This is a genomic window from Rhodobacter sp. SGA-6-6, assembly GCF_011043545.1.
GTDB lineage: Bacteria > Pseudomonadota > Alphaproteobacteria > Rhodobacterales > Rhodobacteraceae > Pseudogemmobacter.
Genome location: NZ_JAAKGP010000007.1, coordinates 154,478 through 179,921 on the forward strand (window position 1 = coordinate 154,478; position 25,444 = coordinate 179,921).

The 25,444-nt window shown below is 70.1% G+C and carries 24 protein-coding genes; 6 read left to right on the forward strand and 18 right to left on the reverse strand.

Going from position 1 to position 25,444, the window contains the following annotated elements:
• Positions 1-93 precede the first annotated feature (93 nt).
• The 3 genes from G5B31_RS14290 to gluQRS all read left to right on the forward strand — a co-directional run bounded on the left by G5B31_RS14290 (position 94) and on the right by gluQRS (position 3,140).
• Positions 94-789, forward strand: coding sequence for a hypothetical protein (locus tag G5B31_RS14290; protein WP_165018829.1), 696 nt, complete (start codon positions 94-96; stop codon positions 787-789).
• 72 nt (positions 790-861) lie between these two features.
• Entirely contained in the window at positions 862-2,196 is a 1,335-nt protein-coding gene (trmFO, locus tag G5B31_RS14295) for a methylenetetrahydrofolate--tRNA-(uracil(54)-C(5))-methyltransferase (FADH(2)-oxidizing) TrmFO (protein WP_165018831.1), read from the forward strand.
• A gap of 71 nt (positions 2,197-2,267) precedes the next feature.
• Positions 2,268-3,140, forward strand: a complete 873-nt coding sequence (gene gluQRS / locus G5B31_RS14300; protein ID WP_165018833.1) for a tRNA glutamyl-Q(34) synthetase GluQRS — start codon at positions 2,268-2,270, stop codon at positions 3,138-3,140.
• On the opposite strand, the gene hisI is transcribed toward gluQRS, so the two are convergent.
• Complete coding sequence (hisI, locus tag G5B31_RS14305) at positions 3,137-3,496, reverse strand: phosphoribosyl-AMP cyclohydrolase (protein ID WP_165018834.1); 360 nt, start codon at positions 3,494-3,496, stop codon at positions 3,137-3,139. The two genes, gluQRS and hisI, sit on opposite strands and share 4 nt — an antisense overlap.
• Before the next feature lie 60 nt (positions 3,497-3,556).
• Here hisI and G5B31_RS14310 point away from each other — a divergent pair, with 60 nt between their 5' ends.
• Entirely contained in the window at positions 3,557-3,997 is a 441-nt protein-coding gene (locus G5B31_RS14310) for an iron-sulfur cluster assembly scaffold protein (RefSeq protein ID WP_165018836.1), read from the forward strand.
• Positions 3,998-4,405: 408 nt separating this feature from the next.
• Here G5B31_RS14310 and recG read toward each other — a convergent pair whose 3' ends face one another.
• From recG to G5B31_RS14330, 4 genes are all read right to left on the reverse strand, one after another.
• Positions 4,406-6,493, reverse strand: coding sequence for an ATP-dependent DNA helicase RecG (recG, locus tag G5B31_RS14315; protein ID WP_165018838.1), 2,088 nt, complete (start codon positions 6,491-6,493; stop codon positions 4,406-4,408).
• Entirely contained in the window at positions 6,490-8,889 is a 2,400-nt protein-coding gene (gene ligA, locus G5B31_RS14320; RefSeq protein ID WP_346763918.1) for an NAD-dependent DNA ligase LigA, read from the reverse strand. The genes recG and ligA overlap by 4 nt, the downstream gene beginning before the upstream one ends.
• A gap of 60 nt (positions 8,890-8,949) precedes the next feature.
• The gene (ctrA, locus tag G5B31_RS14325; protein WP_165018842.1) at positions 8,950-9,666 is read right to left on the reverse strand and encodes a response regulator transcription factor CtrA; all 717 of its coding nucleotides are present in this window, start codon (positions 9,664-9,666) and stop codon (positions 8,950-8,952) included.
• A 111-nt stretch (positions 9,667-9,777) separates the two neighbouring features.
• Positions 9,778-10,056 carry a DUF1153 domain-containing protein gene (locus G5B31_RS14330; protein WP_165018844.1) on the reverse strand — a complete coding sequence of 93 codons (279 nt, stop codon included), beginning with the start codon at positions 10,054-10,056 and terminating at the stop codon, positions 9,778-9,780.
• A gap of 162 nt (positions 10,057-10,218) precedes the next feature.
• On the opposite strand from G5B31_RS14330, the gene mnmA reads away from it, so the two are divergent.
• Positions 10,219-11,361, forward strand: a complete 1,143-nt coding sequence (gene mnmA, locus G5B31_RS14335; protein WP_165018846.1) for a tRNA 2-thiouridine(34) synthase MnmA — start codon at positions 10,219-10,221, stop codon at positions 11,359-11,361.
• Between the two features lie 81 nt (positions 11,362-11,442).
• On the opposite strand, the gene lpxB is transcribed toward mnmA, so the two are convergent.
• From lpxB to pyrH, 13 genes are all read right to left on the reverse strand, one after another.
• Positions 11,443-12,627, reverse strand: a complete 1,185-nt coding sequence (gene lpxB, locus G5B31_RS14340; protein WP_165018848.1) for a lipid-A-disaccharide synthase — start codon at positions 12,625-12,627, stop codon at positions 11,443-11,445.
• Positions 12,624-13,442 (reverse strand): LpxI family protein, encoded by an 819-nt coding sequence (locus G5B31_RS14345; protein ID WP_165018850.1) that lies wholly within the window; start codon positions 13,440-13,442, stop codon positions 12,624-12,626. Before G5B31_RS14345 ends, lpxB begins: the two co-directional genes overlap by 4 nt.
• Positions 13,439-14,245, reverse strand: coding sequence for an acyl-ACP--UDP-N-acetylglucosamine O-acyltransferase (gene lpxA / locus G5B31_RS14350; RefSeq protein WP_165018852.1), 807 nt, complete (start codon positions 14,243-14,245; stop codon positions 13,439-13,441). Before lpxA ends, G5B31_RS14345 begins: the two co-directional genes overlap by 4 nt.
• 4 nt (positions 14,246-14,249) lie before the next feature.
• Positions 14,250-14,720 (reverse strand): 3-hydroxyacyl-ACP dehydratase FabZ, encoded by a 471-nt coding sequence (gene fabZ, locus G5B31_RS14355; protein ID WP_165018854.1) that lies wholly within the window; start codon positions 14,718-14,720, stop codon positions 14,250-14,252.
• Between the two features lie 126 nt (positions 14,721-14,846).
• Positions 14,847-15,443: an OmpH family outer membrane protein gene (locus tag G5B31_RS14360; RefSeq protein ID WP_165018856.1), complete on the reverse strand. Its 597-nt coding sequence runs from the start codon at positions 15,441-15,443 to the stop codon at positions 14,847-14,849.
• 7 nt (positions 15,444-15,450) lie between these two features.
• Complete coding sequence (gene bamA, locus G5B31_RS14365; protein ID WP_165018858.1) at positions 15,451-17,829, reverse strand: outer membrane protein assembly factor BamA; 2,379 nt, start codon at positions 17,827-17,829, stop codon at positions 15,451-15,453.
• Positions 17,830-17,965: 136 nt separating this feature from the next.
• Positions 17,966-18,103 carry a hypothetical protein gene (locus G5B31_RS14370; protein WP_165018859.1) on the reverse strand — a complete coding sequence of 46 codons (138 nt, stop codon included), beginning with the start codon at positions 18,101-18,103 and terminating at the stop codon, positions 17,966-17,968.
• A 366-nt stretch (positions 18,104-18,469) separates the two neighbouring features.
• Positions 18,470-19,813 carry an RIP metalloprotease RseP gene (gene rseP, locus G5B31_RS14375; RefSeq protein WP_394352132.1) on the reverse strand — a complete coding sequence of 448 codons (1,344 nt, stop codon included), beginning with the start codon at positions 19,811-19,813 and terminating at the stop codon, positions 18,470-18,472.
• Positions 19,810-20,994 (reverse strand): 1-deoxy-D-xylulose-5-phosphate reductoisomerase, encoded by a 1,185-nt coding sequence (gene dxr / locus G5B31_RS14380; protein WP_165018860.1) that lies wholly within the window; start codon positions 20,992-20,994, stop codon positions 19,810-19,812. Before dxr ends, rseP begins: the two co-directional genes overlap by 4 nt.
• A gap of 4 nt (positions 20,995-20,998) precedes the next feature.
• Positions 20,999-21,790 carry a phosphatidate cytidylyltransferase gene (locus G5B31_RS14385; RefSeq protein ID WP_165018862.1) on the reverse strand — a complete coding sequence of 264 codons (792 nt, stop codon included), beginning with the start codon at positions 21,788-21,790 and terminating at the stop codon, positions 20,999-21,001.
• 283 nt (positions 21,791-22,073) lie between these two features.
• Positions 22,074-22,793: a polyprenyl diphosphate synthase gene (uppS, locus tag G5B31_RS14390; RefSeq protein ID WP_165018864.1), complete on the reverse strand. Its 720-nt coding sequence runs from the start codon at positions 22,791-22,793 to the stop codon at positions 22,074-22,076.
• Between the two features lie 11 nt (positions 22,794-22,804).
• Positions 22,805-23,368, reverse strand: a complete 564-nt coding sequence (gene frr, locus G5B31_RS14395) for a ribosome recycling factor (protein WP_165018866.1) — start codon at positions 23,366-23,368, stop codon at positions 22,805-22,807.
• 162 nt (positions 23,369-23,530) lie between these two features.
• Complete coding sequence (gene pyrH / locus G5B31_RS14400) at positions 23,531-24,262, reverse strand: UMP kinase (RefSeq protein ID WP_165018868.1); 732 nt, start codon at positions 24,260-24,262, stop codon at positions 23,531-23,533.
• 126 nt (positions 24,263-24,388) lie between these two features.
• Between pyrH and miaA the strand changes: the two genes are divergently transcribed.
• Positions 24,389-25,264: a tRNA (adenosine(37)-N6)-dimethylallyltransferase MiaA gene (miaA, locus tag G5B31_RS14405; RefSeq protein ID WP_165018870.1), complete on the forward strand. Its 876-nt coding sequence runs from the start codon at positions 24,389-24,391 to the stop codon at positions 25,262-25,264.
• Positions 25,265-25,444: the final 180 nt, after the last annotated feature.

A 25,444-nucleotide genomic window follows, 5' to 3' on the forward strand; every position in this document is an offset into this window, starting at 1 on the left:
CGGCAACGCCTGCCGGAAAACCGCCTCGCGCCGATTCACTCTCCCCGCCGCGGCCCCTAACCTGCGCGCCAGAAAAGAGTGAAAGGATTCACCATGAAACGGGCAGTCTTCTCCATCCTCCTCCTCGCCGCCACCCCGGCGCAGGCGTTCGAGATCACCGGCGGCTCGGTCGAACTCGGCTATTCCGGCTTCACCGACAACCTGCTGAAGAAGGTCGACAAGACCACGCTGGCCGGGCAGATCGAGGTCGGCTTCTCGCCCGCCTTCTCGATGCAGGCCGACCTCGGCTTCATGAACTTCGGGTTCAGCGACGAGGAAGCGCACAACATCGGCCTGCACAGCATCTACCACGCCAGCGACATCACCTCGCTGGGGATGTATTTCGGCCAGGACCGGCTGGACGGCGGCAACCTCTCCATCACCGGGGTCGAGGTCGGTCACCAGACCGGCGCTCTGGGGCTGGAGGGCTACCTGACCTATGCCAAGGACAGCGCCGAGGACGGCTTCGTCTTCGGCGCCCGTGCCGACTGGGACCTCTCCGACATCGCCGGCATCGGGCTGCGCTACGACAACGCCGACATCGGCGGCACCGATTTCTCGCGGCTGTCGCTGACCGGGCAATACACGCTGGCCAGCGGGCTGGCGCTGACCGGCGAACTCGGCTCCGCCGACATCGGCGCGGCCGGGTCCGAACCCTTCTTCGGCATCGGCGCGAAGATGACCTTCGGGGCCGAGCGCGGCGCCACCTTCAACGACCGCTCGGTGCTGAATCTGCTGCCGGGCCTCTGACCCGGCCCGGGGGCGGGTCGCCCGCCCCCTCCTCCATTGCGCCGCGCCGCCCGCGGGGCTATCTACCCCCGCATGACGGAACCTCTTCACATCATCGGCGGCGGCATGGCCGGGTCCGAGGCCGCTTGGGCCGCGGCCAACATGGGCGTGCCCGTGGTGCTGCACGAGATGCGGCCCAAGGTCGCCACCTTCGCCCACCGCACCGGCCACTTCGCCGAGATGGTCTGCTCCAACTCCTTCCGCTCCGACGACCACGAGCGCAATGCCGTCGGGCTGCTGCACTGGGAGATGCGGGCGGCCGGCGGGCTGGTGATGGCGATGGCCGAACGGCACCGGCTGCCCGCCGGCGGCGCGCTGGCGGTGGACCGCGATCCCTTCGCCGCCGCGGTGACGGAACGCCTCCGCGCCCACCCCCTGATTTTCGTCGAAAATCAGGAAGTCGACGCCCTGCCTTCGTCCGGGAACTGGATCGTCGCCACCGGCCCGCTGACCAGCCCGGCGCTGGCGGAGAGCATCCGGCAGGCGACCGGCGCCGAGGCGCTGGCCTTCTTCGACGCCATCGCCCCCATCGTCTATGCCGAGACCATCGACATGTCGGTGGCCTGGCGCCAGTCGCGCTACGACAAGGGCGAGACCGAGGAGGAACAGCGCGCCTATATCAACTGCCCGATGGACAAGGCCCAGTATGAGACCTTCATCGACGCCCTGCTGGCCGCCGAGAAGACCGAGTTCCGCGAGGGCGAGACCGCCGGCTACTTCGACGGCTGCCTGCCCATCGAGGTGATGGCCGAACGCGGCCGCGAGACCCTGCGCCACGGCCCGATGAAGCCGGTCGGCCTGACCAACGCCCATCGGCCGGAGGTGAAGCCCCATGCCGTGGTGCAGCTGCGCCGGGACAATGCGCTCGGCACGCTCTACAACATCGTCGGCTTCCAGACCAAGATGAAGTATGGCGCGCAAACCTCTGTCTTCAAACTGATTCCCGGGCTGGAGGATGCCAGTTTCGCCCGGCTCGGCGGCATCCACCGCAACACCTTCATCAACTCGCCCACGCTGCTGGACAGCCAGATGCGGCTGAAATCCCGCCCGCACATCCGCTTCGCCGGCCAGATCACCGGGGTGGAGGGCTATGTCGAATCCGCCGCCATGGGGCTTCTGGCCGGACGGATGGCCGCGGCGGAAATCCTCGGGCGGATGGTGTCGCCGCCGCCTCCGGAAACCGCCATGGGCGCGCTGGTCACCCATATCACCGGCGGGGCGGAGGCGAAGAGCTTCCAGCCGATGAACGTCAACTTCGGCCTCTTCCCCCCGATCGACGCCAAGGGCGGCCGCAAGGGGCGCAAGGACCGCTACAAGGCCTATACCGACCGGGCGAAACAGGCATTCACCGCATGGCTGGCAGGCTGAGCGATCCCCGGGGAAAACCCCGCCCCGGGCTTGACCCGGGGCCTCGCTTTCAACCCATGCACCCGGCGACCATGGAGGTCCCGGGTCAAGCCCGGGACGGGGACACCACCTTCACCACCCGCTTCGCGCCCTCGCCCACCGGGCCCCTGCACCTCGGCCATGCCTATTCCGCGATCCTCGCCCATGACATGGCCCGCGCCGCCGGCGGCCGGTTCCTGCTGCGGATGGAGGACACCGATCTGGACCGCTGCCGCCCGGATTACGAGGCCGGGATCGTCGAGGACCTGACTTGGCTGGGGTTGAGCTGGGACGGCCCGATCCATCGCCAGTCCGAGCATATCGCCGGCTACAACGCCCGGCTGGAGCCGCTGGCGACGCGCGGGCTGCTCTACCCCTGCTCCTGCACCCGCTCCGACATCCGCGCCGCGCTGTCGGCGCCGCAGGAGGGCGTGCAGCACAACGTCTACCCCGGCATCTGCCGGGGCCGCCCGATGGAGACCCGCCTGCCCGGCGATGCGCTGCGGCTGGACCTCGCCGCCGCGCTGGAGGCGCTGGCGGGCGCGGACCTGGGCTTCACCGAAACCGGCCCCGCCCATCAGGGGCGGCACCGGGTGGAGCCGGACACCGCGATGCGCGACATCGGCGACGTGGTGCTGTCGCGCAAGGGCGAGGATATCGTGGCCTATTTCCTCGCCTCGGCCTTCGACGACGCCGACCAGCGCATCAGCCATGTCATCCGCGGCGAGGACCTGTTCGCCTTCACCCCCGTGCAGGTGATCCTGCAACACCTGCTCGGCCTGCCGACGCCGGTCTACCACCACCACCGGCTGATCCGCGACGAGGCCGGCAAGCGGCTGGCGAAACGCGACGACGCCCGCGCGCTGGCGAAGTTCCGCGCCGAGGGCGCCAGCCCGCAGGACATCCGCCGGATGGTGGGCCTCTAGGCCATCGGCTCGGTGAGGATGACCTCCTCGCCGCCCCTGACCGCGGTGTAGAAGCAGGACTGTCGCCCGGTGTGGCAGGCCGGCCCTTCCTGCGTGACCAGCGCCAGCAGGCAATCGCGGTCGCAGTCCAGCCGCAGGTCCACCAGCCGCTGGTGGTGGCCCGAGGTCTCGCCCTTCACCCAGAACGCCCCGCGCGACCGGCTCCAGTAGGTCACTCGGCCGGTCTCCAGCGTCCGTGCCACCGACGCCGCGTTCATCCAGGCCAGCATCAGCACTTCGCCCGAAGCATGGTCCTGCGCGATGCAGGGGATCAGCCCGGCGGCGTCGAATTTCAGCGTGGCGGGATCGAAGGCCATGGTCTTCTCCTTGGCGGGGCGGGTCCCCCGGATTACATAAGGCCGGGCGGAGGGCAAGCGATGAGCGATATGGATCTGGTCAGGCTCTATTCCGGGCGCATCCTGGCGCTGGCGGCGGCGATCCCGCATCTCGGCCGCCTGCCCGCGCCGCAGGGCAGCGCGCGGAAACGCTCGCCGCTCTGCGGGTCCGTGCTGACGGCGGATGTGGTGCTGAAGGACGGGCGGGTGGCCGAATTCGCGCAGGAGGTGCGGGCCTGTGCCCTGGGGCAGGCCTCGGCCGCCATCGCCGGCGGGGCGATGATCGGTCGCAATCTTGAGGAGTTGCGGGCCGCCCGCGATGCGCTGGCCGCGATGCTGAAGGAAAACGGCCCGGTGCCGCCCGCCCCCTTCGACGGCTACGAGGTGCTGCTGCCGGCGCGCGACTACCGCAACCGCCATGCCTCGATCCTGCTGGCGCTGGAGGCGGCGGTGGAGGCGGCGGAACAGGCCGCGGGGGCATGAAAAAACCGCCGTCACGGGATGCGTGACGGCGGCAGTGGCGTGTCTGGAGCGCGCAGGACAGAGGCGTCGGGTCTCGGGACAGAGGGACGCGGGCGCGCCGGGGGAACAGACCGCAGGCAGAAAGGATCAGGCGGCGCCCGGCAGGGCGAGCGCGGCGTAAAGCATCAGGAACAGCGCGGCGATGCCGCAGAGGTCGCCGGCCAGCGAGGGTTCGGTGGTCAGGGCTTTGAGTCGGGCGATCATCGCAGGTCTCCTGTTCCTTGTTGCCTGATTGTTCTCACATCCGGGACCGACTGTAAAGAACTTTTTAAGAACATTAAGGAACGGGAGCGGAACATCCTGCGGCTCCTCGCCGGTCTTCGTCCGCTCGTCGCTGTCGAGGAGCGGTTGAAGACCACCGACGAGACCCTACCCGACCGAGATCAGCCGGATCGCCCGGTCCTGATCCAGCAGCCACAGCAGCAGCCGCGCCGCCCGCCCGCGCGGCCCCTCCAGCGCCGGGTCCGCCGCCAAGAGCGCCCGGGCGTCGCTCTGCGCCACCGCCATCAACGCCGACTGCCGCTCCAGATCGGCCACCCGGAACTTGGGCAGGCCGGATTGCGCGGTGCCGATCAGGTCGCCGGCGCCGCGCATCGCCAGGTCCTCCTCGGCGATGCGGAAGCCGTCCTCGGTGTCGCGCAGCACCTTCAGCCGCCGCGCCGCCCCCTCGTTCAGGGGCGGCTGATACATCAGCAGGCAGGTCGATTCGGCCTCGCCCCGCCCGACGCGCCCGCGCAGCTGGTGCAGCTGCGCCAGCCCGAAGGTCTCGGCCCGCTCGATCACCATGATGGTGGCATTGGGCACGTTCACCCCCACCTCGATCACCGAGGTCGCCACCAGCACCGCGGTCTCCCCGGCCACGAAGCGCGCCATGGCGGCGTCCTTCTCGGCCGGCGGCATCTGGCCATGGACCAGCCCGACCCGGCCCTCCCCAAGCGCTGCCCGCAGGGACTGGAACCGTTCCACCGCCGAGGCGAGGTCGATCACCTCCGATTCCTCGACCAGCGGGCAGACCCAATAGGCCTGCCGCCCCTCCTCCACCGCCCGGCGCAGATGGCCGACCACCTCGTCCATCCGCGGCACCGTCACCAGCGCGGTGCGGATCGGCTTCCTGCCCGCCGGCTTCTCGTCCAGCACCGAGACATCCATGTCGCCATAGGTCGCCAGCGCCAGGCTGCGCGGGATCGGCGTCGCCGTCATCACCAGCACGTCGACCGCTTGGCCCTTGGCTCCCAGCTCCATCCGCTGGGCAACGCCGAAACGGTGCTGCTCGTCGATCACCGCAAGGCGGAGGTCGCGGAATTCCACATCCTTCTGGAACACCGCATGGGTGCCGACCAGCAGCTGGATCTTCCCCTCGGCCAGGTCGCGCAGCCTGGCCGCCCGCTCCGCCCCCTTGTCGCGGCCGGTGAGGATCTCCAGCCGCACCCCCGCCGCCTCGGCCAGCGGGGCCAGCCCCTCGTGGTGCTGGCGGGCGAGGATTTCGGTCGGCGCCATCATCACCCCCTGCCCGCCCGCCTCCACCGCGACCAGCAGCGCCAGCAGCGCGACCAGCGTCTTGCCGGCGCCGACATCGCCCTGCAGCAGCCGGTTCATCCGCAGGGGCGTGGCCATGTCGGCGCTGATTTCCGCAATCGCCCGGGTCTGCGCCGCGGTGGGACGGTAGGGCAGGCTTTGCAGCACCCTGCCCTGCAAGACCCCGGTGCCGTGGCTCTCCCCCCCCTTGCCGCGGCGCATCGACTGGCGGGCCAGCGAGAGGGTCAGCTGATGGGCGAACAGCTCGTCATAGGCCAGCCGCTGGCGGGCCGGGTCGGTGGCGGCGAGGCCCGCCGCATCGGCAGGCGCATGGGCGCGGGCCAGCGCCGCGCGCCAGTCCGGCCAGCCCTCGCGCGCGATCAGGCCGGGGTCGATCCATTCCGGCAGCTCCGGCGCCCGGGCCAGCGCCGATTGCACCGCCTTCTGCACCAGCTTCAGCGTCACCCCAGCGGTCAGCGGATAGACCGGCTCATAAGGCGGCAGGGTTCCGGCCTCGTGCGGCAGCAGAACATGGTCGGGGTGGACCATCTGCGGGATGCCGTCGAAGGTTTCCACCTTGCCCGACAGCAGCCGGCGCTGGCCGGGGGGCAGCAGGCGTTCGAGGTAATCGCCCTTGGCGTGGAAGAACACCACCGACCAGTCGAGGCGCGCATCGCGCACGGCGATGCGGTAGGGGCCGCCCTTGCGGCGGGGCGGGGAATGGGCGCCGATGGTGACTTCGACGGTAACGGTAGTCGGGAAGGCCGCGCCCTGCACCGAGTCGCGGCGGCGGCGGTCCACCCCGGCATAGGGCAAGAGGAACAGCAGGTCCTTCGGCCTTGTGACGTCCAGCCCCTCGAAGGCGCGGGCGCTCTTCGGGCCGATGCCGTCCAGCGTCTCCAGCGCCGCGAACAGCGGGAAAAGGACCTCGGGCCGGCTCATCCGCCGATCAGCGCCAGCCAGGCGTCTTCGTCGATCATGCGGATGCCCAGTTTCTCGGCCTCCTTCGCCTTCGACCCGGCCCCGGGGCCGGCGACCAGCAGGTCGGTCTTGGCCGAGACCGAGCCGGCGACCTTGGCGCCAAGCGCCTCGGCCCGCGCCTTGGCCTCGGCCCGGGTCATCTTCTCCAGCGTGCCGGTGAAGACCACGGTCAGCCCGGCCACCGGGCTGGCGGCGGCGCGGGCGGCGGGGGGCACGATCTCGCGCAGCCGGGCAACCAGGTCGTCCACCGCCTGCCGCTCATGCCCCTCCGGCGCCAGAGTGGTGACGACGGCGGAGGCGAGGACGGACCCCAGCCCCTCGATCGCCAGCATCTCCTGCCAGGCGGCCCGGGACTCGGGCGGCGGCGGGTCGGCCTCCCACACCTTGTCGCGCGCCTCCTTGACCCGGGCGCGGCGGCCCTCCTCGGCGGCGGCGGCGCGTTCGGCGGCCTCGGCCTCGTCGGCCTGCAGGTGGCGCAGCGCGGCGGGGCCGGCGGCGTCGATGGCGGCGGCCAGCGCCGGCCAGTCGCGGTAGTGCCGGGCCAGGTCCTTCGCCGCCACCTCGCCCAGATGACGGATGCCGAGGGCGAAGAGGAACCGCTCGAAGGCGATGCTGCGGCGGTCCTCGATGGCGGCGAAAAGCTTGGCGGCGGACCTTTCGCCCCAGCCCTTCACCCGCGCCAGCGGCACCGCCGCCAGATGGCGCAGCGCCGCGGCCAGATGGGCGGGATTGCCCTCCTCCACCGGCACGGCGGCGGCGCGCAGCATCTCGGCCAGCCTGTCGTGCAGTTCGCCCCAGGGCGCCGGCGCCCCGTCCGGCCCGGCCAACCGCGCCTGCGGATCGGCGACCAGCGCCCTGTCGGTGCCGTCGCGTTCCTCCAGCGTGAAGATGTCGGCGGGGCGCGAGATGCGGCCGAGGTAGTAGAAGAATTCCACCTGCTTCGCCCCCAGCCCCTCGATGTCGAAGGCGGCGCGGGAGACGAAATGCTTCAGCTTCTCGACGGCCTGCGCCGGGCAGATCAGCCCGCCGGTGCAGCGGCGGACGGAATCGCCCGGCTCGCGAATGGCGGGGCTGCCGCAGTCGGGGCAGGTCTCGGGGAAGACGTAAGGCGCGGCGTCCGCGGGCCGGCGCGACAGGTCCACGTCGGCGACCTTGGGGATCACGTCGCCGGCGCGATAGACCTGCACCCAGTCGCCGATGCGGATGTCCTTGCCGTCGCGGATCGGCTGGCCGGCATTGTCGCGGCCGGCGATGTAATCCTCGTTGTGGAGCGTGGCATTGGAGACGACGACGCCGCCCACCGTCACCGGGGTCAGCCGGGCGACCGGCGACAGCGCGCCGGTGCGGCCGACCTGGATGTCGATCGCCTCCAGCCGGGTCCAGGCCAGCTGCGCCGGGAACTTGTGGGCGATGGCCCAGCGGGGGGTGGAGGAGCGGAAGCCGAGGCGGCCCTGCAAGGCCAGGTCGTCCACCTTGTAGACCACGCCGTCGATGTCGTAGCCGAGCGTCGCCCGCTGCGCCTCGATGCTGCGGTAATGTGCCAGCATCGCCTCCGGCCCGTCGCAGAGCAGGGTCAGGGGATTTGTCCGGAATCCCAGGGCCTTGAGGCGCGATATTGCAGCGGATTGCGTCGCAGCCAGCGGCTCCGACAGCTCCCCCCAGCCATAGGCGAAGAAGCGCAGCGGGCGGGCGGCGGTGATGGCGGAGTCCAGCTGGCGCAGGGAGCCGGCGGCGGCATTGCGCGGGTTGGCGAAGGTCTTGGCCCCCGCCTCGGCCTGCCTTTCGTTCAGCGCGGCGAAATCTTCGTGGCTCATGTAGACCTCGCCGCGGACCTCCATCACCTGCGGCGCGCCGGTCACCTGCTGCGGAATGTCGGGAATCGTGCGGGCGTTCGCCGTGACATCCTCGCCGACCGCGCCGTCGCCGCGGGTGGCGGCCTGCACCAGCCGCCCGCCTTCATAGCGCAGCGAGAGCGACAGCCCGTCGATCTTCGGCTCGGCGGTGAACGGCAGCGGGCCGGCATGGCCAAGATAGCGGCGCACCCTTTCGGTGAAATCGACGATCTCGCCCGCCTCGAAGGCGTTCTCCAGCGACAGCATCCGCACCGCATGGGCGATCTTGCCGAAACCCTCGGCCACCGCCCCGCCCACCTTGTCCGAGGGGCTGTCTTCCCGCTTCAGCCTCGGGAAGGCCGCCTCGATCTCGGCATTGCGGCGTTTCAGGGCGTCGTAGTCGGCGTCGGAAATCTCCGGCGCATCGAGTGTATGATAGGCGGTATCGGCGGCGGCGATGCGGGCGGCCAGGTCGGCAAGCTCCGCCCTCGCCTCGGTCTCGGTCAGCTGCTCGACTGGCTTCACGGTGCCCCCCATTCCACGCGGCGCGAAGGTTAGGCGGGCCGGGGCGGGAGGTAAAGCCGGTCAGGCGCTGGCGGCCAGCCGCGGTGCGGGCGCGGCCTCCGCCGCCGGGTCGCGCAGCACATAGCCGCGGCCCCAGACCGTCTCGATGTAATTGTCGCCCCCCGTCGCCTCGGCCAGCTTCTTGCGCAGCTTGCAGATGAAGACGTCGATGATCTTCAGTTCCGGCTCGTCCATGCCGCCGTAGAGGTGGTTGAGGAACATCTCCTTCGTAAGGGTCGTCCCTTTCCGCAGCGAAAGCAGCTCCAGCATCTGGTATTCCTTGCCGGTCAGGTGGACCGGCTTTCCCTCCGCCTCCACCGTCTTGGCGTCGAGGTTCACGTTCACCTTGCCGGTGCGGATCATCGACTGGCTGTGCCCCTTGGACCGGCGGATGATGGCGTGGATGCGGGCGACCAGTTCCTCGCGGTGGAAGGGCTTGGTCAGGTAGTCATCGGCGCCGAAACCGAAGCCCTTCAGCTTCGATTCGGTGTCGTCGGAGCCCGACAGGATCAGGATCGGCGTCGACACCCGCGCCAGGCGGATCTGGCGCAGCACCTCGTGCCCCGGGATGTCGGGCAGGTTGAGGTCCAGCAGGATCAGGTCGTAGTCGTAGAGCTTTGCCAGGTCGATGCCGTCCTCGCCCATGTCGGTGCAGTAGACGTTGAGATTCGCGTGGGTCAGCATCAGTTCGATGCTGCGCGAGGTGGTGGGATCGTCTTCCACGAGGAGGATGCGCATTCGGGGGAAACTCCGCTTGGTCTGCCGGGGCTTGGGGTCATTTTCCTTAACGACACTGGCGGCCAATGGTTAATACGGCGTTACTATGCCCGGGCGGAATCCGGAAACAACTTAAAGTTGTCTGTATTTCTGGATCGCGGTGACCTTCAGCCCCTTCACCCCGTGTCTTTCCACCGCGCGGCGCCAGAGATCGAACTCTTCCTCCGACAGGGCATAGCGCTCCAGCGCCTCGGCCTGGGTCATCAGGCCGTGGACCACCGCGTTGACGACAATCGCCTTTCGGCTGGCAACCCAGCGGCGGGTGTCGGCGGGCGGCAGGTCGGCCCGGCTGAGGATCGACCCGTCCGGCAAGGTGACCTGGCGCGGCCCGTCGACGCGCTTGAGATACATCGGCATCATCCCCGTCCGTTCTTCCGTCCGGGGCAGAGTGACGCAACGGGCTTAAGCAAAGCTGAAGCGTTGCGGGCGACAGGGGTTGAGAGTGCGGTGCATTTTCCTATATTGCCGCGCAACCCCCTCCTGCGGCCCCTGCCGCCCCCGGACCCAAGCCCCATGCCGCGCGACCTGCCCCTGAACTCCCTCGGCCTGCCCAAGCCCCCCGCCGAGACGCGGGTGGTGGTGGCGATGTCGGGCGGCGTCGATTCCTCGGTGGTGGCGGCGCTGCTGAAGGACCAGGGCTATGACGTGGTGGGGGTGACGCTGCAGCTTTACGACCATGGCGCGGCGCTGGCGAAGAAGGGGGCCTGCTGCGCCGGCCGCGACATCCACGATGCCCGCCGGGTGGCCGAGGCGATGGGTTTCCCGCATTACGTGCTGGATTACGAGAACACCTTCCGCGAGGCGGTGATCGAGGAATTCGCCGATGCCTATCTGGCCGGCGCCACCCCGGTGCCCTGCATCCGCTGCAACGAGCGGGTGAAGTTCAAGGACCTGCTGGCGACGGCGAAGGACCTCGACGCCGACTGCATGGCGACCGGGCATTACATCCAGCGGAAATTGGGCGCCGCGGGGGCGGAGTTGCACCGGGCGGCGGATCCGGCGCGCGACCAGTCCTATTTCCTGTTCTCCACCGCGCAGGAGCAACTGGACTACCTGCGGTTTCCTCTGGGCCATCTGGCCTCGAAGGCCGAGACCCGGGCGCTGGCGGCGAAATACGGGCTGCCGGTGGCGGACAAGCCGGACAGCCAGGACATCTGCTTCGTGCCGAACGGCAACTACGCCGCGGTGATCGAGAAGCTGCGCCCCGGCGCCGCCGATCCGGGCGAGATCGTCGACCTGTCGGGCCGGGTGCTGGGGCAGCACCGCGGGGTGATCCACTACACCATCGGCCAGCGCAAGGGCCTCGGCATCGGCGGCCTCGGCGATCCGCTTTATGTGGTGAAACTGGACGCCGAGACGCGGCGGGTGATCGTCGGCCCGAAGGAGGCGCTGTCCACCCGGGTGGTGCCGGTGCGCGAGATCAACTGGCTGGGCGACACCCCCTTCGACTCGCGCCCCGAATGGGAGCTGGAGGTGCGGGTCCGCTCCACCCGCGCGCCGCGCCCGGCGCTGGTGCGGCCCTTGGGGCCGGCCGAGGCCGAGGTCACGCTGTTCGAGGCCGAGGACGGGGTCTCCCCGGGCCAGGCCTGCGTGTTCCATGAAGCCGGTGGCGGGTCCCGCGTCTTCGGCGGCGGCTGGATCTGGCGCGGGCGGTAAGCAAGGGGGCGCTGCCCCCGTCTTCGCAAGCGAAGACTCCCCCGGGATATTTGCCGTCCAGAAAGAGGACGGATTCCTTTCCTAGAGGTGATCCAGCACCGATCTTGCCGCGCGCAGACCGGGCGGCTCCTGCCCGCGGCCGAGGCGCTGCATGGTGACTTCCATCGCCTCGGCCTGCGGACCGGGGCCGTTCTGCAAGAGCGCCAGCAGCGCCGGGGCGATCCTTTCGGCGCGGCAATCGGGGCCGATGAATTCCGGCACCGTGCGGGTCTCGGAGACCAGGTTGACCAGCGTCACCGTGTCGATCCGCGCCATCCGCCGCATCAGCCACAGCGTCGGCGCCGCCATGTCGTAGGCGATCACCATCGGGCAGGACTGCGCCGCCAGTTCCAGGGAGACCGTGCCCGAGGCCGCAAGGGCGGCATCGGCGGCGGCGAAGGCGGCGGTGCGGGCGGCAAGGTCGGGAGCGGGCAGGATCACCGGATTGCCGGGCCAGTCCTTCGTGGCCTCGGCGACGGTATCGGCCAGGTGCCGCGGCGTGGGCAGGACCACCCGCAGGGCGGGCAGGCGCGCGGCGACGAGGCGCAGCGTCCCGCCGAACGGCGGAAGCAGGCGCGAGACCTCTCCCCGCCGCGAGCCCGGCAGGGCGACGACCAGCGGCGCGTCAGGGGCGATGCCATGGGCTTCGCGGAAGGCCCGCGCCTGTTCGGGGCCTGCCACGGGTTCCGAGACGACCGGGTGGCCGACGAAATCGCAGCTCATGCCGGCGGCGGTCATCCAGGGCGGCTCGAAGGGCAGCAGCGCCAGCACATGGTCGATATGCCGCGCCATCTTCGCCGCCCGACCGGGGCGCCAGGCCCAGACCGAGGGCGCGACGTAATGGATGGTGCGCAGCCCGGGACGCGCCGACTTCGCCAGCGCGGCCACACGCAGGCAGAAGTCCGGGCTGTCGATGGTGACCAGCGCGGCGGGGTTCGCGGCAAGGGCGGCCTCGGCGGCCTGACGGATGCGGCGCTTCAGGTGGAAATACTTCGGCAGGACCTCCACCAGCCCCATGACGGACAGCTCTTCCATCGGGAACAGGCTTTCCATCCCCTCGGCCTGCATGGCGGGGCCGCCGATGCCGGAGAAGGCGACGCCCGGGGCCAAAGCCTTCAGCCCGGCCATCAGCGCGGCGCCGAGGCGGTCGCCCGAGGGCTCTCCGGCGATCAGGAAGACATGGAGCGGGGAAGCGGGGGCACGATTTTTCGGCGAAAAATCGGTCATGCCCGGGCGGGTCCGCGGGCCCAGAGGAAGAGGCCGTGCCGTGCCGCCGCCTCCTGCATCGCCGGCAGGTCGAGGGCCAGCACCCCGCCCGCCTCCCAGGCGATGCCGGCGAGGCCGGCTTGCGCCGCCGCCTCCACCGTGGCGGGGCCAAGCGCCGGCAGGTCGATGCGGCGGTCCTGCAGCGGCTTCGGCGCCTTGTAGAGCAGGCCCCTGCCCGCCTGCGGCGCCGGGCGCAGCGCCTGCGGCAGAGCGGCGACCTGGGCCAGCATGGCGTCGGTGCCGGCGATGGTTTCGGCGGCGAGGCAGATGCCTTGCGCCACCACGCAGCCCTGCCCCACGTCCACCCGGCCGAGCGCCTCGGTGATCGCCGCGGCGCGGGCGGCATCCTGCTGGTCGCGGGGGGTCAGCGCCCCGGCATGGAGCCCTTCGGGCGGCACCAGCGACGGCGCGATCTCGGCGGCGCCGGTGATGGCGAATCCCTCTTCCTCGAACAGCGCCAGCACCTCGCGCAGGGTGGCGTCGTCGCCCTGTGCCAGCGTGTGCATCAGCCGCGGCACGATCTGCGCCGTCTGCGCGTCGAACAGCGCCGGGTCCAGCCGCGGGCGGCGGACGGCGCCGGCGAAGGCCACCCGGGTGACGCCGGCCTGATGCAGCGCGGCGAAGAAGGGATAGAGCCGCTCGATGCGGAAGGTCAGGTCCGGGGCCAGCTTCTCGGGCGGGAAGCCCTCAAGTGCCGCGACGAAGGGGCGCTGCGGCAGGGCCTTCACCAGGGCGGCGGGCAGCGCCCCCGCCCCGGCGATCAGCGCCAGCGTCATTTCGGGCCTTTCGGCGTCAGGAAGCTGCGGTCGCTGTCCGAGAGGATGAACTCGGCGATCTCCTGCACCAGCGGGCTGTCGAAATCGCCGCTCAGCCGGGCGGCGCGTTCGTGGAAGGTGCCCTCGCCCTGCGCCAGCATCTGGTAGGCGGCGCGCAGCTGGGTGATGCCGGCGCGGTCCACCCCGCGGCGCTTCAACCCGACGAGGTTCAGCCCGTCCAGCTCTCCGCGCGGAGCCTGCACCAGGCCGTAGGGGATCACGTCGTTCGTCACCATGGTCACGGCGCCGATGATGGCGCCCTGGCCGATGCGGACGAACTGGTGCACGCCGGAGAGGCCGCCGACGATCACGTCGTCGCCGAGGTGGACATGGCCGGCGATGGCGACATGGTTGACCAGGATCACCCGGTCGCCGACCTGGGCGTCATGGCCGACATGGGCGCCGGTCATGATCAGGCAGTCCTCGCCGACCCGCGTCACCCCGCCGCCGCCTTCCGTCCCGGTGTTCAGCGTCGCACCCTCGCGGATGCGGGTGCGGGCGCCGACCTCCAGCCGCGTGCGCTCGCCCTTGAACTTCAGGTCCTGCGGCACCTCGCCGACGCAGGCGAAGGGCCAGATCGTGCAGTCGTCGCCGATCGCGGTCCAGCCGGTGACGACGGCATGGGACTTCACGGTGACGCGGGCGCCCAGGGTGACCTCGGGTCCGATCACCGCAAAGGGGCCGATGTGGCAATCCTCGCCGATGCTGGCGCCTTCCTCGACGAAGGCGGAAGGATGGATGACGGCGGTGCCGTGGATACCCATGCGATCAGGCCCTGGGCAGGTCGAACATGGCGGTGAAGGTGGCCTCGCAGGCCAGTTCCCCCTCCACCCGCGCCTCGCCGGAGAATTTCCACACCTTGCCGCCGCCGCGCAGCGCCTTGACATGCAGCTCCATCACGTCGCCGGGCACGACCTTGCGGCGGAACTTCACCCCGTCGACGCCCATGAAGAAGACCTTGGCGTTCTTGTCCACCAGGTCCATCGACAGGCCGACCAGCACGCCGGAGGTCTGCGCCATCGCCTCGACGATCATCACGCCGGGGAAGATCGGCATCCCGGGGAAATGGCCGGTGAACTGCGGCTCGTTGTAGGTGATGCACTTGATCCCGACGCAGCTTTCGTTCGGCACGATGTCGCGCACCTTGTCGATCAGCAGGAAGGGATAGCGGTGGGGGATGATCCGCTGGATCAGGTCGAGATCGGCGGTGGTCGGGGCGGCGGTTGCATCCACGGGCATGGTCTCCTGCGCCGTCCTTCGCGGGCGGCCTCGTCTTTGGTCTTGGGCCTCGGCCGGGGGCCGGCCTCTGCCCGTGCTAGCAAGTCGCCGCGGAGGTGACAAGTTCCCAAGGCGGCGAAACCGGGATCAGGGGGCGGGCGTATCGGGGGTTTCGGCGGGAGATTCGGGGGCTTCGGGCGGCAGGCCGGGATGGGCCGCGTCCATGTGGCGGACGGCGGTGGCGGTGATGTCGGTGGCCTCGGTCGCCAGGATCACCGCGCCCCCGGCAAGGATGGCCGAGGCGCCGCTGTCCTCCAGCAGCGTCTCCAGCACCGGGCGGGCGGCGGCGAAGAACGCCGTCTGCTCGGCCTCCAGCTTGCCGACGATGGCGCGGCTCTTGGCCTCCTGCGCGTCGCGGATGCCTTCGACGCGGGTGTCGAAATCGGCGGCGAGACGGGTGAAGTCCTCGGCCGGGACTGCGGCGCGGCGGTCGGTGAGCGATTGCTCCTCCTGCTGCAGCGCCTCTTCGATGCGGCGATTCTCGGCGGTCAGTTCGGCGCCCTCGGCCTCGGCCCGGGCGATGGCGGCGCGGCCCCAGGCGCTGTCGCGGAAGAAGCGGTCCTGGTCGAGGGTCAGCACCACCGGGGCGGGGCGCGTCACTTCGGCAGGCGCCTCCTGCGCCGGGACGCCCTGTCCCGGCAGGGCCAGGGCAAGCGCAAGCAGGGCCGGGCGCAGGGCGGACATGCCCGGCTCAGAACCTCGTGGAGACCGTGAGGTCGAAGTTCTGTTCCCTGTCATAGTCTTCCTTGACCAGCGCCCGCGAGAAGTTGAAGCGCAGCGGCCCCATCGGCGTGTTCCACAGCAGCGACAGACCCACGGCGACGCGGGGCTTGAAGCTGTCGTCGACCTCGCCGGCAAGACCGGCAGTATCGTCCAGACTCCAGACCGAGCCCACGTCGAGGAAGGCGCCGCCGGTGATGCCGTACTCTTCCGGCAGGCCGAGCGGGAAGTCGGCCTCGAAGCGGGCCACGGCGAAGGCGTTGCCGCCGAGCGCGTCCTCCAGATCGGTGCCGTCGCGCGGGCCGATCCCCTTAGGCTCGAAGCCGCGAATCTTGCCACCGGCGAAGAAACGGTCGGTGACGCGGGTGGTCTGGCCGCTGAGTCCGTGGATATAGCCGCCCTCGACGGCCACCCGCAGGGTGACTTCCTCGTTCAGCACCTTGGTCTCGGCCACCGCCAGCGCGGTGGTGGTCAGGAACTTGGTGTCGCCGCCCAGGCCGCCGATCTCCTGCCCGAAGCGGAAGATGTAGCTGGAGGTCGGGTTGAGGCCGGTGATGCGGTTGTCGAACTGGTAGCTGTAGCCGATGGCGCTGGTGATCAACTCTCCCTGCGCCTCTTCACGGCGCAGGATGGGCGAGCGGATGCTGACCGTTTCGACCTCCGGCGTCAGAGGGTCATCGCCAAGCACATCGTCTTGCAGGTCGAATATCTTGTCGGCCGACACCCGGTAGGTCAGGTTCAGCCGCGATTGCTCGCCCACCGGGAAGCCGATGCCGAAGCCGAATCCGAGGCTGCGGGTGTTGTAGAGCGCGAACTCCTGGTCCGAGGTCCGGTAATAGCCGTTGACGTTGAACGACAGGTCGCGCCCCAGCACCGAAGGCTCGGTGAAGGAGAAGGACGAGTTCTGGGTGTCCGAGGTGTTCGCCAGGCTGAGCGACAGCGACTGCCCGCGGCCGAGGAAGTTCGACTCCGAGAAGGAGATGTTGAAGCCGGTGCCGCTGGAAACCGAATAGCTGAGGCCGAAGTTCAGCGATCCGGTCGGCTGTTCCTCGACATCGACGTTGACCACCACCTGGTCGGGGCCGGAGCCCTGCTGGGCATTGACCTGCGCGTCCGAGAAGAAGCCGAGCGCGCGGATGCGTTCGGCCGACTGGCGGATCTCGCGCGGGTTGAAGGGGTCGCCTTCCACGGTGCGGAACTGGCGGCGCACCACCTGGTCCAGCGTGGTGGCGTTGCCCTCGATGTCGATGCGCTCGACGAAGACGCGCTGGCCCCGGACGATGGCGAATTCGATGTCCACCGCCTGGCCGCGGTCGTCGCGGGTGATGCGCGGATCGACGCGGATGAAGTTCAGCCCCTTCTTCAGGGCCAGGTTCTCCATCCTTGCGATGTTGTTCTCGATCACCGCCGGGTTGAAGGTCTGGCCCTTGCGGATCTTCTGCACCGCGATGAACTCGGCGGCGTCGATGCCCTCGACCTCGGAGACGGTGGTGACCTTGCCGATGGTATAGGGCAGCCCCTCGTGCACGGTGAAGGTGACGAAGCTGGCGTCGCGTTCGCGCGTGGTCTCGGCGGTGGCGTCGGTCACCTCGAAGTCGATGTAGCCGCGCGAGCGGTAGAAGTCGGTCAGCATCTGCTTGTCGACCTCGATCCGCTCGGCCACGAAGCTGTCGCGCTGGATGATGGCGCGCAGGAAGCCGGCCTGCTTGGTCTCCAGCACCTGCCGCAGGCGGCGGTCGCTGAAGGCGCGGTTGCCGACGAAGGACAGCCGCTCGATCTCCACCACCTTGCCCTCGGTGATCTCGAAGACCAGGTCGACGCGGTTGCCGTCGCGGCGGATCACCTTGGGGGTGACGGTGGCGGCGAGGCGGCCCTTAACGCGGTAGATCTCGGCGATGGCGGCGGCGTCGGCCTCGGCCACCGAGGGCGAGAAGGCGCGGCGCGACTGCGACTTGATCGCCTGGGCCAGGTCCTCGTCCTTGAGGATCTTGTTGCCCTCGAAGTTGATCAGGTTGACGAAGGGGTATTCGGTGACCTTGATCAGCAGGGTCCCGCCCTGCGGCACCAGTTCCACCGTCTCGAACAGGCCCGAGCGCGACAGCCGCTGATAGGCGTCGTTCAGGTCGCCGGCCGAGACCTCTCCCCCGCGGGCGATTCCGGCATAGGACAGGATGGTGGCATCGTCGACGCGGCTGTTTCCTTCGATCCTGACGTTGGAGAAGGAGAAGACCTGCGCGAAGGCGGGGCTCAGGAATGGCGCCGAAGCGCTTGCGGCGCCAAGGAAAACGGCTGCGGCCAGCAGGCGGGCCCGGGAATGGGGACGCGAGGTCCTGCCGGAAGTGTCTGCCATCGCCAAGCCCCTTGCATTCTGGACGTTCAACGCAGGGGATAGCGGGAAAGCCGGGCCTTGTCAAAAGGCTGCGGTTGCTGTGGATAACTTTGCCAGATATGGTATTCCCGACAGCTGCGGGACGGGCGCCGGCCGATCAGTTCCCGAGCAGGATCTGGCCGAGGAAGCCCCCCGCCAGCAGGCCGGCCAGGATGGCGCCGATGGTGAACAGCCGGTCGAGATTCAGGTTCACCAGAAGGCTGAGGCCCGGAAGGGTTCGCTGGACAAGCTGCATGACAGGCTCCGTTGGCTGTGACCCGGGTCTAGCAGCGGATTGGGGCAGGACTTGGGCGGGATCGGGGCGCACCGCGGGCGGGGATGACGGGGCATCCCGCCGCTCCGGTTGCCCCGGGCGGGAAAAGGCGAGGCACTGCCTCGCCCCGCCCGCGCTTAACGGCGTCACCCGGAAACGGCAGCGGTTCCAAACCCCGGGAGGTCAGCGCCCGACCCGGCGGGCGAGAAGCGCCCGCCGCGGGCGGGGCGGGCGCTGGCCGGGCCATTGGGGCCCGGCCGGGACAAGGGGAAGCGTTGCACTGTGGCGAAGGCACGCGCCTTCGCCATGGAAGCGGAGGGAGCGGCGGGGTTCACCCCGCCCTCCCCCTCACACGCAGGTCACGTCCTGCAGCAGCGCGAAGATCATCACCGACAGCAGCACCGTCAGCCCGATCGACATCAGCACCCGCAGCGCGCGGTCCGAGGGCGGGCGGCCGGTCGCCGCCTCCCAGGCGTGGAAGACCAGATGGCCGCCGTCCAGCACCGGAATCGGGAACAGGTTCAGGATGCCCACCCCGAAGGAGATGATGGCGAAGAGGGTGAAGAAGGTCTCCGGCCCCGCCTTCGCGGCATCGCCGAGCGCATCGGCCATGCCGATCACCCCCGACATGTTGCAGGCCGAGATATTGCCCGCGACCATGTGCCAGAGGCCCGAGAAGGTGCTGGTGGTGATCCCCCACATCGCCGAGAGCGAGCCGGTCAGCGACTCGGCCAGTCCGGCCGGGCGGGTGCCGGGGTCGAAGATCTGGCCCTGCTCGATCCCCATCAGCCATTCGGTGCGGAAGCCGCCCTCCGGGTCGGGGATGTCGCGCTTGCGCGGGGTCAGCACCATGTCGGTGGTGGTGCCGTTCCGCCAGACCGTCAGCGCCACCGGCTGGCCGCCCGATCCGGTGACGATCTCGCGCAGCTGCAGGAAGGTGACGATCTCCTGCCCGCCGGCGCGGGTGATGACGTCGCCGGCCCGAAGCCCGGCATCCACCGCCGCCGACTTCACCTGCACCCCGCCGACCATGGCCGGGGCGGGATGCGGGCCGGTGAAGGTGACGGTCTGGCCATCGCGCTCCACAGTCCATTCGATGGAAGGGGTCTGCGGCAGGCTGTCGTTGGCCAGCTTGCCGAGGTCGGAATAGCTGGCCACCGGCGTGCCGTTCAGCGCCAGCACGATGTCGCCGGGCCGCAGCATCTCGCCCGCCCAGGGCAGCGCCCGGGCACGCTCCACCCGCGGCTGGCCGTCGGCGATGCCGAGCGTCAGGCCCATGACGACGAGGACGGCGAAGGTCAGCAGGAAATTGGCGAAGGGACCGGCCGCCACCGTGGCCGCCCGCGCCCAGAGGGGGGCGCCGGCCATGGTGTGGCGGCGCTCGGCGGCGGAAAGGCCGGCGGTCCCGGCGCTGCGGACCGAGGCCGCGTCGGCGTCGCCGAGGAATTTCACGTAGCCGCCGAAGGGGATGGCGGCGATCTGCCATTTCGTGCCGCGCCGGTCGGTGCGGCTGGCCAGCACCTTGCCGAAGCCGATGGAGAAGACCTCGGCATGAATGCCGCACCAGCGGCCGACGATGTAATGGCCGTATTCGTGGACCGCCACGATCACCGACAGCGCGACGACGAAGAAGAAGGCGGCCCAGATCACGGCCCAGGCCGAGCCGCCCATGGCGGCGATGAGGTCGGTCATGCGGTCCTTCCCGTCGTGCTGATGGCCTCGGCGGCCCTTACCCGTGCCAGATGGTCCATGGCCAGCACATCCTCAAGCCCCATCGCGTCTTTTCCAAGGCCCTCGCCGGCCGAAAGCCGGTCGAGCACGGTCTCGACCACCCCGGCCATGTCCATGAAGCCGATCCGGCCATCCAGGAAGCCGTCCAGCGCCACCTCCTTGGCGGCGTTGAAGGCGGCCCCGGCCAGGCCGCGGATCGCCATCACCTCGCGCGCCAGCCGCAGCGCGGGATAGCGGGCCAGGTCGGGCGCGCGGAAGGTCAGGGTGGACAATTGCGCGAGATCGAGCCGCGCCACCGGCAGCGGCGCGCGGGTCGGCCAGTTCAGCGCATAGCCGATGGGATGGCGCATGTCGGGGCTGCCGAGATGGGCCATGATGGCGCCGTCGCGGAAGCCGACCATCGAATGCACGATCGATTCGGGATGGACGATGACCTCGATCCTTTCGGGGTCGATACCGAAATATTCGCGCGTTTCAATGACTTCCAGCGCCTTGTTGAACATGCTGGCCGAGTCGATGGTGATCCTTTGCCCCATCGCCCAGTTCGGATGCGCCAGCGCGTCCTTCACCGTAGCTGTCGCCAGCGCCTCCATCGGCCAGTCGCGCAGCGCGCCGCCGCTTGCGGTCAGGATGATGCGGTCGACCGCCGCCATGTCCTCGCCGATCAGGGCCTGGAAGATCGCCGAATGCTCGCTGTCCACCGGCAGGATGCGGGCGCCGCGGGATTCGGCGGTGGAGACCAGCAGCTGCCCGGCGGTGACGAGGCTTTCCTTGTTCGCCAGCGCCAGCGTGGCGCCGTGGCTCAGCGCCCGCAGGCCGGGGACCAGCCCGGCGGCGCCGACGATGGCGCTCATCACCCAGTCGGCGGGCAGGTCGGCAGCACCGGCGATGGCCTCTGCCCCGGCGGCGGCCCCGGTCGCGGTGCCGGCCAGCGCCTCGCGCAGGGCGGGCAGGTCGGCGGGATCGGCGCAGACCGCCAGTTCGGCCCGCAGGGCCCGGGCCTGTTCGGCAAGGCGCGCGATGTTGCGGCCGCCGGTCAGGGCGACGGTATGATAAACCTCCGGCCCGCCGGCGCGCAGGACCAGTTCCACGGTCTGTTCGCCGACCGAGCCGGTGGCGCCGAAGATCGAGATGCGGCGCATCGGCTCAGCCCTTCGGGAACAGGTTCAGCGCGGGCAGCAGCACGGCGGTCAGGATGGCGGCGAAGGCCAGCGCGTCGAAACGGTCCAGGAGCCCGCCATGGCCGGGGATCAGGGCCGAGCTGTCCTTCACCCCCGCCCGCCGCTTGATAGCGCTTTCCGCGATGTCGCCCATCTGCCCGGCGAAGGCGACCAGCGGCGAGACCCAGACCAGTGCCGCCGTTCCCTGCCCCGCCGACCAGAACGCCGCGCCGACCAGCGCCGCGCCGATCCAGCCGGCGACGGTGCCGCTCCAGGTCTTCTTCGGGCTGACCTTCGGCCAGAACTTCGGCCCGCCGAGGATGCGGCCGGCGAAATAGCCCGCCACGTCGGAGGCCACCACCACCGCCAGCAGCCAGAGCACCGGCGCCAGCCCCGCGCCCTGCCGCAGCGCCACCAGCGCCCAGCCGGTGGCGAGGATCACCAGCGCATACCCCGCGAAGACCGCGGTGTCGCGGCGCGGGGCGATGACGCCGACCAGCGGCGGCAGCAGCAGCAGCGGGATCACGAAAGGTTGCGGCACGAAGAGGTTCAGCGCCAGCACCCCGGCGGCCAGGAGGCCGAGCAGGACCGAGGCGTCCTGCCCCTCGCCGCGGGTCATCCGCGCCAGTTCCCACATCATCAGGCCGGAGCAGACCACCGCCAGCAGCGCGAAGACCGTGCCGCCCAGCCAGATCGCCCCGCCGCCGACCGCCAGCAGGACCACGGCCGACAGGATGCGGGGGGCGAGATCGCCCCATCTGCCGGAGGAAGCGGTCATCGGGACCTCCGAAAGCCTGCCGCGGGCGGGACAGGGAAACGCAGTGCGGTTCCCCCGCCCGTGCACAGCATATCAGCCGGAAACGGTGCGGCACGAGACCCCGAGAGGCCAGCGCCCGACCCGGCGGGCGAGAAGCGCCCGCCGAGGGCGGGGCGGGCGCTGGCCGGGCCTCGAAGGCCCGGCCGGTCCGGTTGAGATGGTGCGCTGTGGCGAAGGCGATGGCCTTCGCCATGGACAGGAAGAAGTGCTCCCTGCCGATCCCCGCTGCCTTGCCCTGCCCCGCTCATGCCTTGACGCCCCCGAAGCGGCGGTCGCGGTTGCCGAAGCGGGCCAGGATGCCGGCCAGCTCGGCCGGGGTGAAGTCGGGCCAGAGCGTCTCGGTGAATTCGTATTCGGCATAGGCCGCCTGCCAGGGCAGGAAGTTGGAGGTCCGGGTCTCGCCGGAGGTGCGGATCACCAGATCGGGGTCCGGCAGGCCGCCGGTGTCCAGCCGGGCGGAAAACGCCGCCTCGGTCAGCGCGGCGGGGTCGAAGCGGCCCTCCGCCGCCTCCACCGCCAGCGCCCGGGCGGCGCGCAGCACCTCGTCGCGGCCGCCGTAGTTGATGGCGACGGTCAGGTTCAGCCGCGACAGATGCGCGGTCTTCGCCTCGATCCCCGACATCAGCCGTTGCAGCTTGGGGTCCAGCCGCGAGCGGTCGCCGATGAAGCGCATCCTGACGCCCTCGGCCGCCATGGCATCGGCCTCGCGCTGGATGTAGCGGGCGAAGATCGCCATCAACCCCAGCACCTCTTCGGTGCTGCGCTTCCAGTTCTCGGTCGAGAAGGCATAGAGCGTCAGCCATTCGATGCCGATGTCGGGGGAGGCGCGGACGATCTCCTTCACCCGCTCGGCGCCCTTGCGGTGCCCGACCAGCCGCGGCCAGCCCTTCTGGGTGGCCCAACGGCCGTTGCCGTCCATGATGATGGCGACATGGGTAGCGGATCGGGGGGAAGCGGGCGGCATCGCGCGGCGGCCTAGACCTGCATGATCTCGTGCTGCTTGGTGTCCAGCGCCTGGTCGACCAGCTTGATGTAACGGTCGGTCATCTCCTGCACCGCGCTCTCCCAGAACTTGGCGTCGTCCTCGGACAGGTGGTTGGCCTTGGCCTTCTTGATCCGGTCCATGCCGTCGCGGCGCAGGTTGCGGATGGCGACGCGGGCATGTTCGGCATATTGCGCCGCGACCTTGGTCAACTCCTTCCGGCGCTGCTCGTTCAGCTCGGGGATCGGCAGCATGATGATGGTGCCGTTCAGCTGCGGGTTGATGCCGAGGCCGGATTCGCGGATCGCCTTTTCCACCTTGCCGACCATGCCCTTGTCCCAGACGTTGATGGTGACCATCCGCGGCTCCGGCACGTTGACGGTGCCGAGCTGGTTGATCGGCGTCATCTGGCCATAGGCCTCGACATGGATCGGCTCCAGCATGGTGCCCGAGGCGCGGCCCGTCCGCAGCGAGGCGAATTCGGTGCGCAGCGCGGCAAGCGCGCCCTCCATGCGGCGGGTCAGGTCGTCGGTGTCGAGTTCGAATTCGTCGGACATCGGGGTCTTCCCTCTCAGGCTTTGCCGCCCCTTCTAGCGGGGGCAGCGGGGAAAATCAAAGCGGCTTGGACGGGGACGGGCCGGGACGGCGCTTTCTTCGCAGAAATCGCGGCGGAGCCTTCAAAGGCTCCGTCCCGGAATTCGCGCGAATTCAGGGCCGCCTCAGTCCGAGACGCGGGTATAGGTGCCCTTGCCGGAGAGGATGCCGCGGAAGCCGCCGGGTTCGTCGAGCGAGAAGACGATGATCGGCAGCCGGTTGTCGCGGGCCAGCGCGATGGCGGTGGCGTCCATCACGCCCAGGTGCTTTTCAAGCGTCTCGTCGTAGCTGACCTGGTCGTAGCGCTTGGCATCGGCGTGTTTCTTCGGGTCCTTGTCGTAGACGCCGTCGACCTTGGTGCCCTTGAACACCGCCTCGCAGCCCATCTCGCTGGCGCGCAGGGTGGCGGCGGTGTCGGTGGTGAAATAGGGGTTCCCCGTCCCGGCGGCGAAGATGCAGACCCGCTTCTTCTCCAGGTGGCGGACGGCGCGGCGGCGGATGTAGGGCTCGCAGACCTGGTCCATCGGGATGGCGCTGATGACGCGGGTGAACACCCCCAGCTGCTCCAGCGCCGACTGCATGGCCAGGGCGTTCATCACCGTCGCCAGCATCCCCATGTAATCGGCGGTCGTCCGCTCCATCCCCTGCGCGGACCCCGCCAGCCCGCGGAAGATGTTGCCGCCGCCGATCACCATGCAGACCTCGACGCCGAGGTCGCGGACCGATTTCACCTCTTCGGCGATGCGGGCCACGGTGGGCGGGTGCAGCCCGTAGCCCTGGTCGCCCATCAGCGCCTCGCCGGAGATTTTGAGCATGACTCGGCTGTATTTGACGCCCGTGGCGGCGGCTGTGGACATGGAAGACCCCGGATGTGGTTGTGTGCTTGGACTGGTGCGCAAAATGTCGGAAAATGGCGGCGGGTTCAACCTGTGAAAGGGCGAACCGGGGGCCAGCCCCCGGACCCCCGGAGTATTTCTGCCAAGATGAAGGGCAAGGGGCTGCTGTCTTCGATCTCGCGCGAGGCGCCGGTGCTGATCGCCGGGCCGACGGCCAGCGGCAAGTCGGCGCTGGCGATGGAGCTGGCGGCGCGGGACGGGCGGGTGATCGTCAATGCCGATGCGCTGCAGGTCTATTCCTGCTGGCGGGTGCTGACGGCGCGGCCCTCCGCGGCGGAGGAGGCGGTGCTGCCGCATGCGCTCTACGGCCATGTCGGGCGGGACCAGCCCTATTCGGCGGGCCACTGGCTGCGCGAGGCGGTGGCGCTGCTGGACCGGCCGGTGGTGATCGTCGGCGGCACCGGGCTTTACTTCATGGCGCTGGTCGAGGGGCTGGCGGAGATCCCGCCGATCCCGCCGGAGGTGCGGGCGGAGGCGGATGCGCTGCGGGCGGCGGATTTCCCGGCGATGGTCGCGGGGCTGGACCCGGCCACCGCGGCGCGGATCGACCTGGCGAATCCCGCCCGGGTCCAGCGCGCCTGGGAGGTGCTGCGGGCCACCGGCCGCGGGCTGGCCGACTGGCAGGCCGCGACCGGCGCCCCTGCCCTGCCGCTGTCGCGGGCCGAGGCGCTGGTGGTCCGGCCCGAGGTCGACTGGCTGAACGCCCGCATCGACGCCCGCTTCGACGCGATGATGGCGGCCGGCGCGCTGGAGGAGGTGCGGGCGGAACTGCCGTTCTGGGATCCGGCCCGTCCCTCCTCCCGCGCCATCGGGGCGCCGGAACTGGTGGCGCATCTGCGCGGTCAGCTGCCGCTGGCCGAGGCCGCCGCCGCCGCCAGGCTGGCCAGCCGGCAATATGCCAAGCGGCAGCGGACCTGGTTCCGCGCCCGGATGGGCGGCTGGCGCGGAATCGCCCTGCCCTGAGCGCCGGTCCCCCGGCGCGGGCATTCCATGCACAGAGTTATGCACAGCTTTCCGTGCCCCCTGTGGATAACTTCGGCCCTCCGCCATCTTTTTGCTTTGGTTGCCCTGTCTGGCTTGGCTAACCTCGGCCCTGCGCCGAGGCCGCCGTCCTTTTGCCCCCTGTTGCAGTCACCTTGCCCT

What these genes read in the sequence shown, in the direction of transcription:
- G5B31_RS14290 (WP_165018829.1), top strand. Translation starts at nt 94, where the DNA reads ATGAAACGGGCAGTCTTCTCCATCCTCCTCCTCGCCGCCACCCCGGCG.
- trmFO (WP_165018831.1), top strand. Translation starts at nt 862, where the DNA reads ATGACGGAACCTCTTCACATCATCGGCGGCGGCATGGCCGGGTCCGAG.
- gluQRS (WP_165018833.1), top strand. Translation starts at nt 2,268, where the DNA reads ATGGAGGTCCCGGGTCAAGCCCGGGACGGGGACACCACCTTCACCACC.
- hisI (WP_165018834.1), bottom strand. Translation starts at nt 3,496, where the DNA reads ATGGCCTTCGATCCCGCCACGCTGAAATTCGACGCCGCCGGGCTGATC.
- G5B31_RS14310 (WP_165018836.1), top strand. Translation starts at nt 3,557, where the DNA reads ATGAGCGATATGGATCTGGTCAGGCTCTATTCCGGGCGCATCCTGGCG.
- recG (WP_165018838.1), bottom strand. Translation starts at nt 6,493, where the DNA reads ATGAGCCGGCCCGAGGTCCTTTTCCCGCTGTTCGCGGCGCTGGAGACG.
- ctrA (WP_165018842.1), bottom strand. Translation starts at nt 9,666, where the DNA reads ATGCGCATCCTCCTCGTGGAAGACGATCCCACCACCTCGCGCAGCATC.
- G5B31_RS14330 (WP_165018844.1), bottom strand. Translation starts at nt 10,056, where the DNA reads ATGTATCTCAAGCGCGTCGACGGGCCGCGCCAGGTCACCTTGCCGGAC.
- mnmA (WP_165018846.1), top strand. Translation starts at nt 10,219, where the DNA reads ATGCCGCGCGACCTGCCCCTGAACTCCCTCGGCCTGCCCAAGCCCCCC.
- lpxB (WP_165018848.1), bottom strand. Translation starts at nt 12,627, where the DNA reads ATGACCGATTTTTCGCCGAAAAATCGTGCCCCCGCTTCCCCGCTCCAT.
- G5B31_RS14345 (WP_165018850.1), bottom strand. Translation starts at nt 13,442, where the DNA reads ATGACGCTGGCGCTGATCGCCGGGGCGGGGGCGCTGCCCGCCGCCCTG.
- lpxA (WP_165018852.1), bottom strand. Translation starts at nt 14,245, where the DNA reads ATGGGTATCCACGGCACCGCCGTCATCCATCCTTCCGCCTTCGTCGAG.
- fabZ (WP_165018854.1), bottom strand. Translation starts at nt 14,720, where the DNA reads ATGCCCGTGGATGCAACCGCCGCCCCGACCACCGCCGATCTCGACCTG.
- G5B31_RS14360 (WP_165018856.1), bottom strand. Translation starts at nt 15,443, where the DNA reads ATGTCCGCCCTGCGCCCGGCCCTGCTTGCGCTTGCCCTGGCCCTGCCG.
- bamA (WP_165018858.1), bottom strand. Translation starts at nt 17,829, where the DNA reads ATGGCAGACACTTCCGGCAGGACCTCGCGTCCCCATTCCCGGGCCCGC.
- G5B31_RS14370 (WP_165018859.1), bottom strand. Translation starts at nt 18,103, where the DNA reads ATGCAGCTTGTCCAGCGAACCCTTCCGGGCCTCAGCCTTCTGGTGAAC.
- rseP (WP_394352132.1), bottom strand. Translation starts at nt 19,813, where the DNA reads ATGACCGACCTCATCGCCGCCATGGGCGGCTCGGCCTGGGCCGTGATC.
- dxr (WP_165018860.1), bottom strand. Translation starts at nt 20,994, where the DNA reads ATGCGCCGCATCTCGATCTTCGGCGCCACCGGCTCGGTCGGCGAACAG.
- G5B31_RS14385 (WP_165018862.1), bottom strand. Translation starts at nt 21,790, where the DNA reads ATGACCGCTTCCTCCGGCAGATGGGGCGATCTCGCCCCCCGCATCCTG.
- uppS (WP_165018864.1), bottom strand. Translation starts at nt 22,793, where the DNA reads ATGCCGCCCGCTTCCCCCCGATCCGCTACCCATGTCGCCATCATCATG.
- frr (WP_165018866.1), bottom strand. Translation starts at nt 23,368, where the DNA reads ATGTCCGACGAATTCGAACTCGACACCGACGACCTGACCCGCCGCATG.
- pyrH (WP_165018868.1), bottom strand. Translation starts at nt 24,262, where the DNA reads ATGTCCACAGCCGCCGCCACGGGCGTCAAATACAGCCGAGTCATGCTC.
- miaA (WP_165018870.1), top strand. Translation starts at nt 24,389, where the DNA reads ATGAAGGGCAAGGGGCTGCTGTCTTCGATCTCGCGCGAGGCGCCGGTG.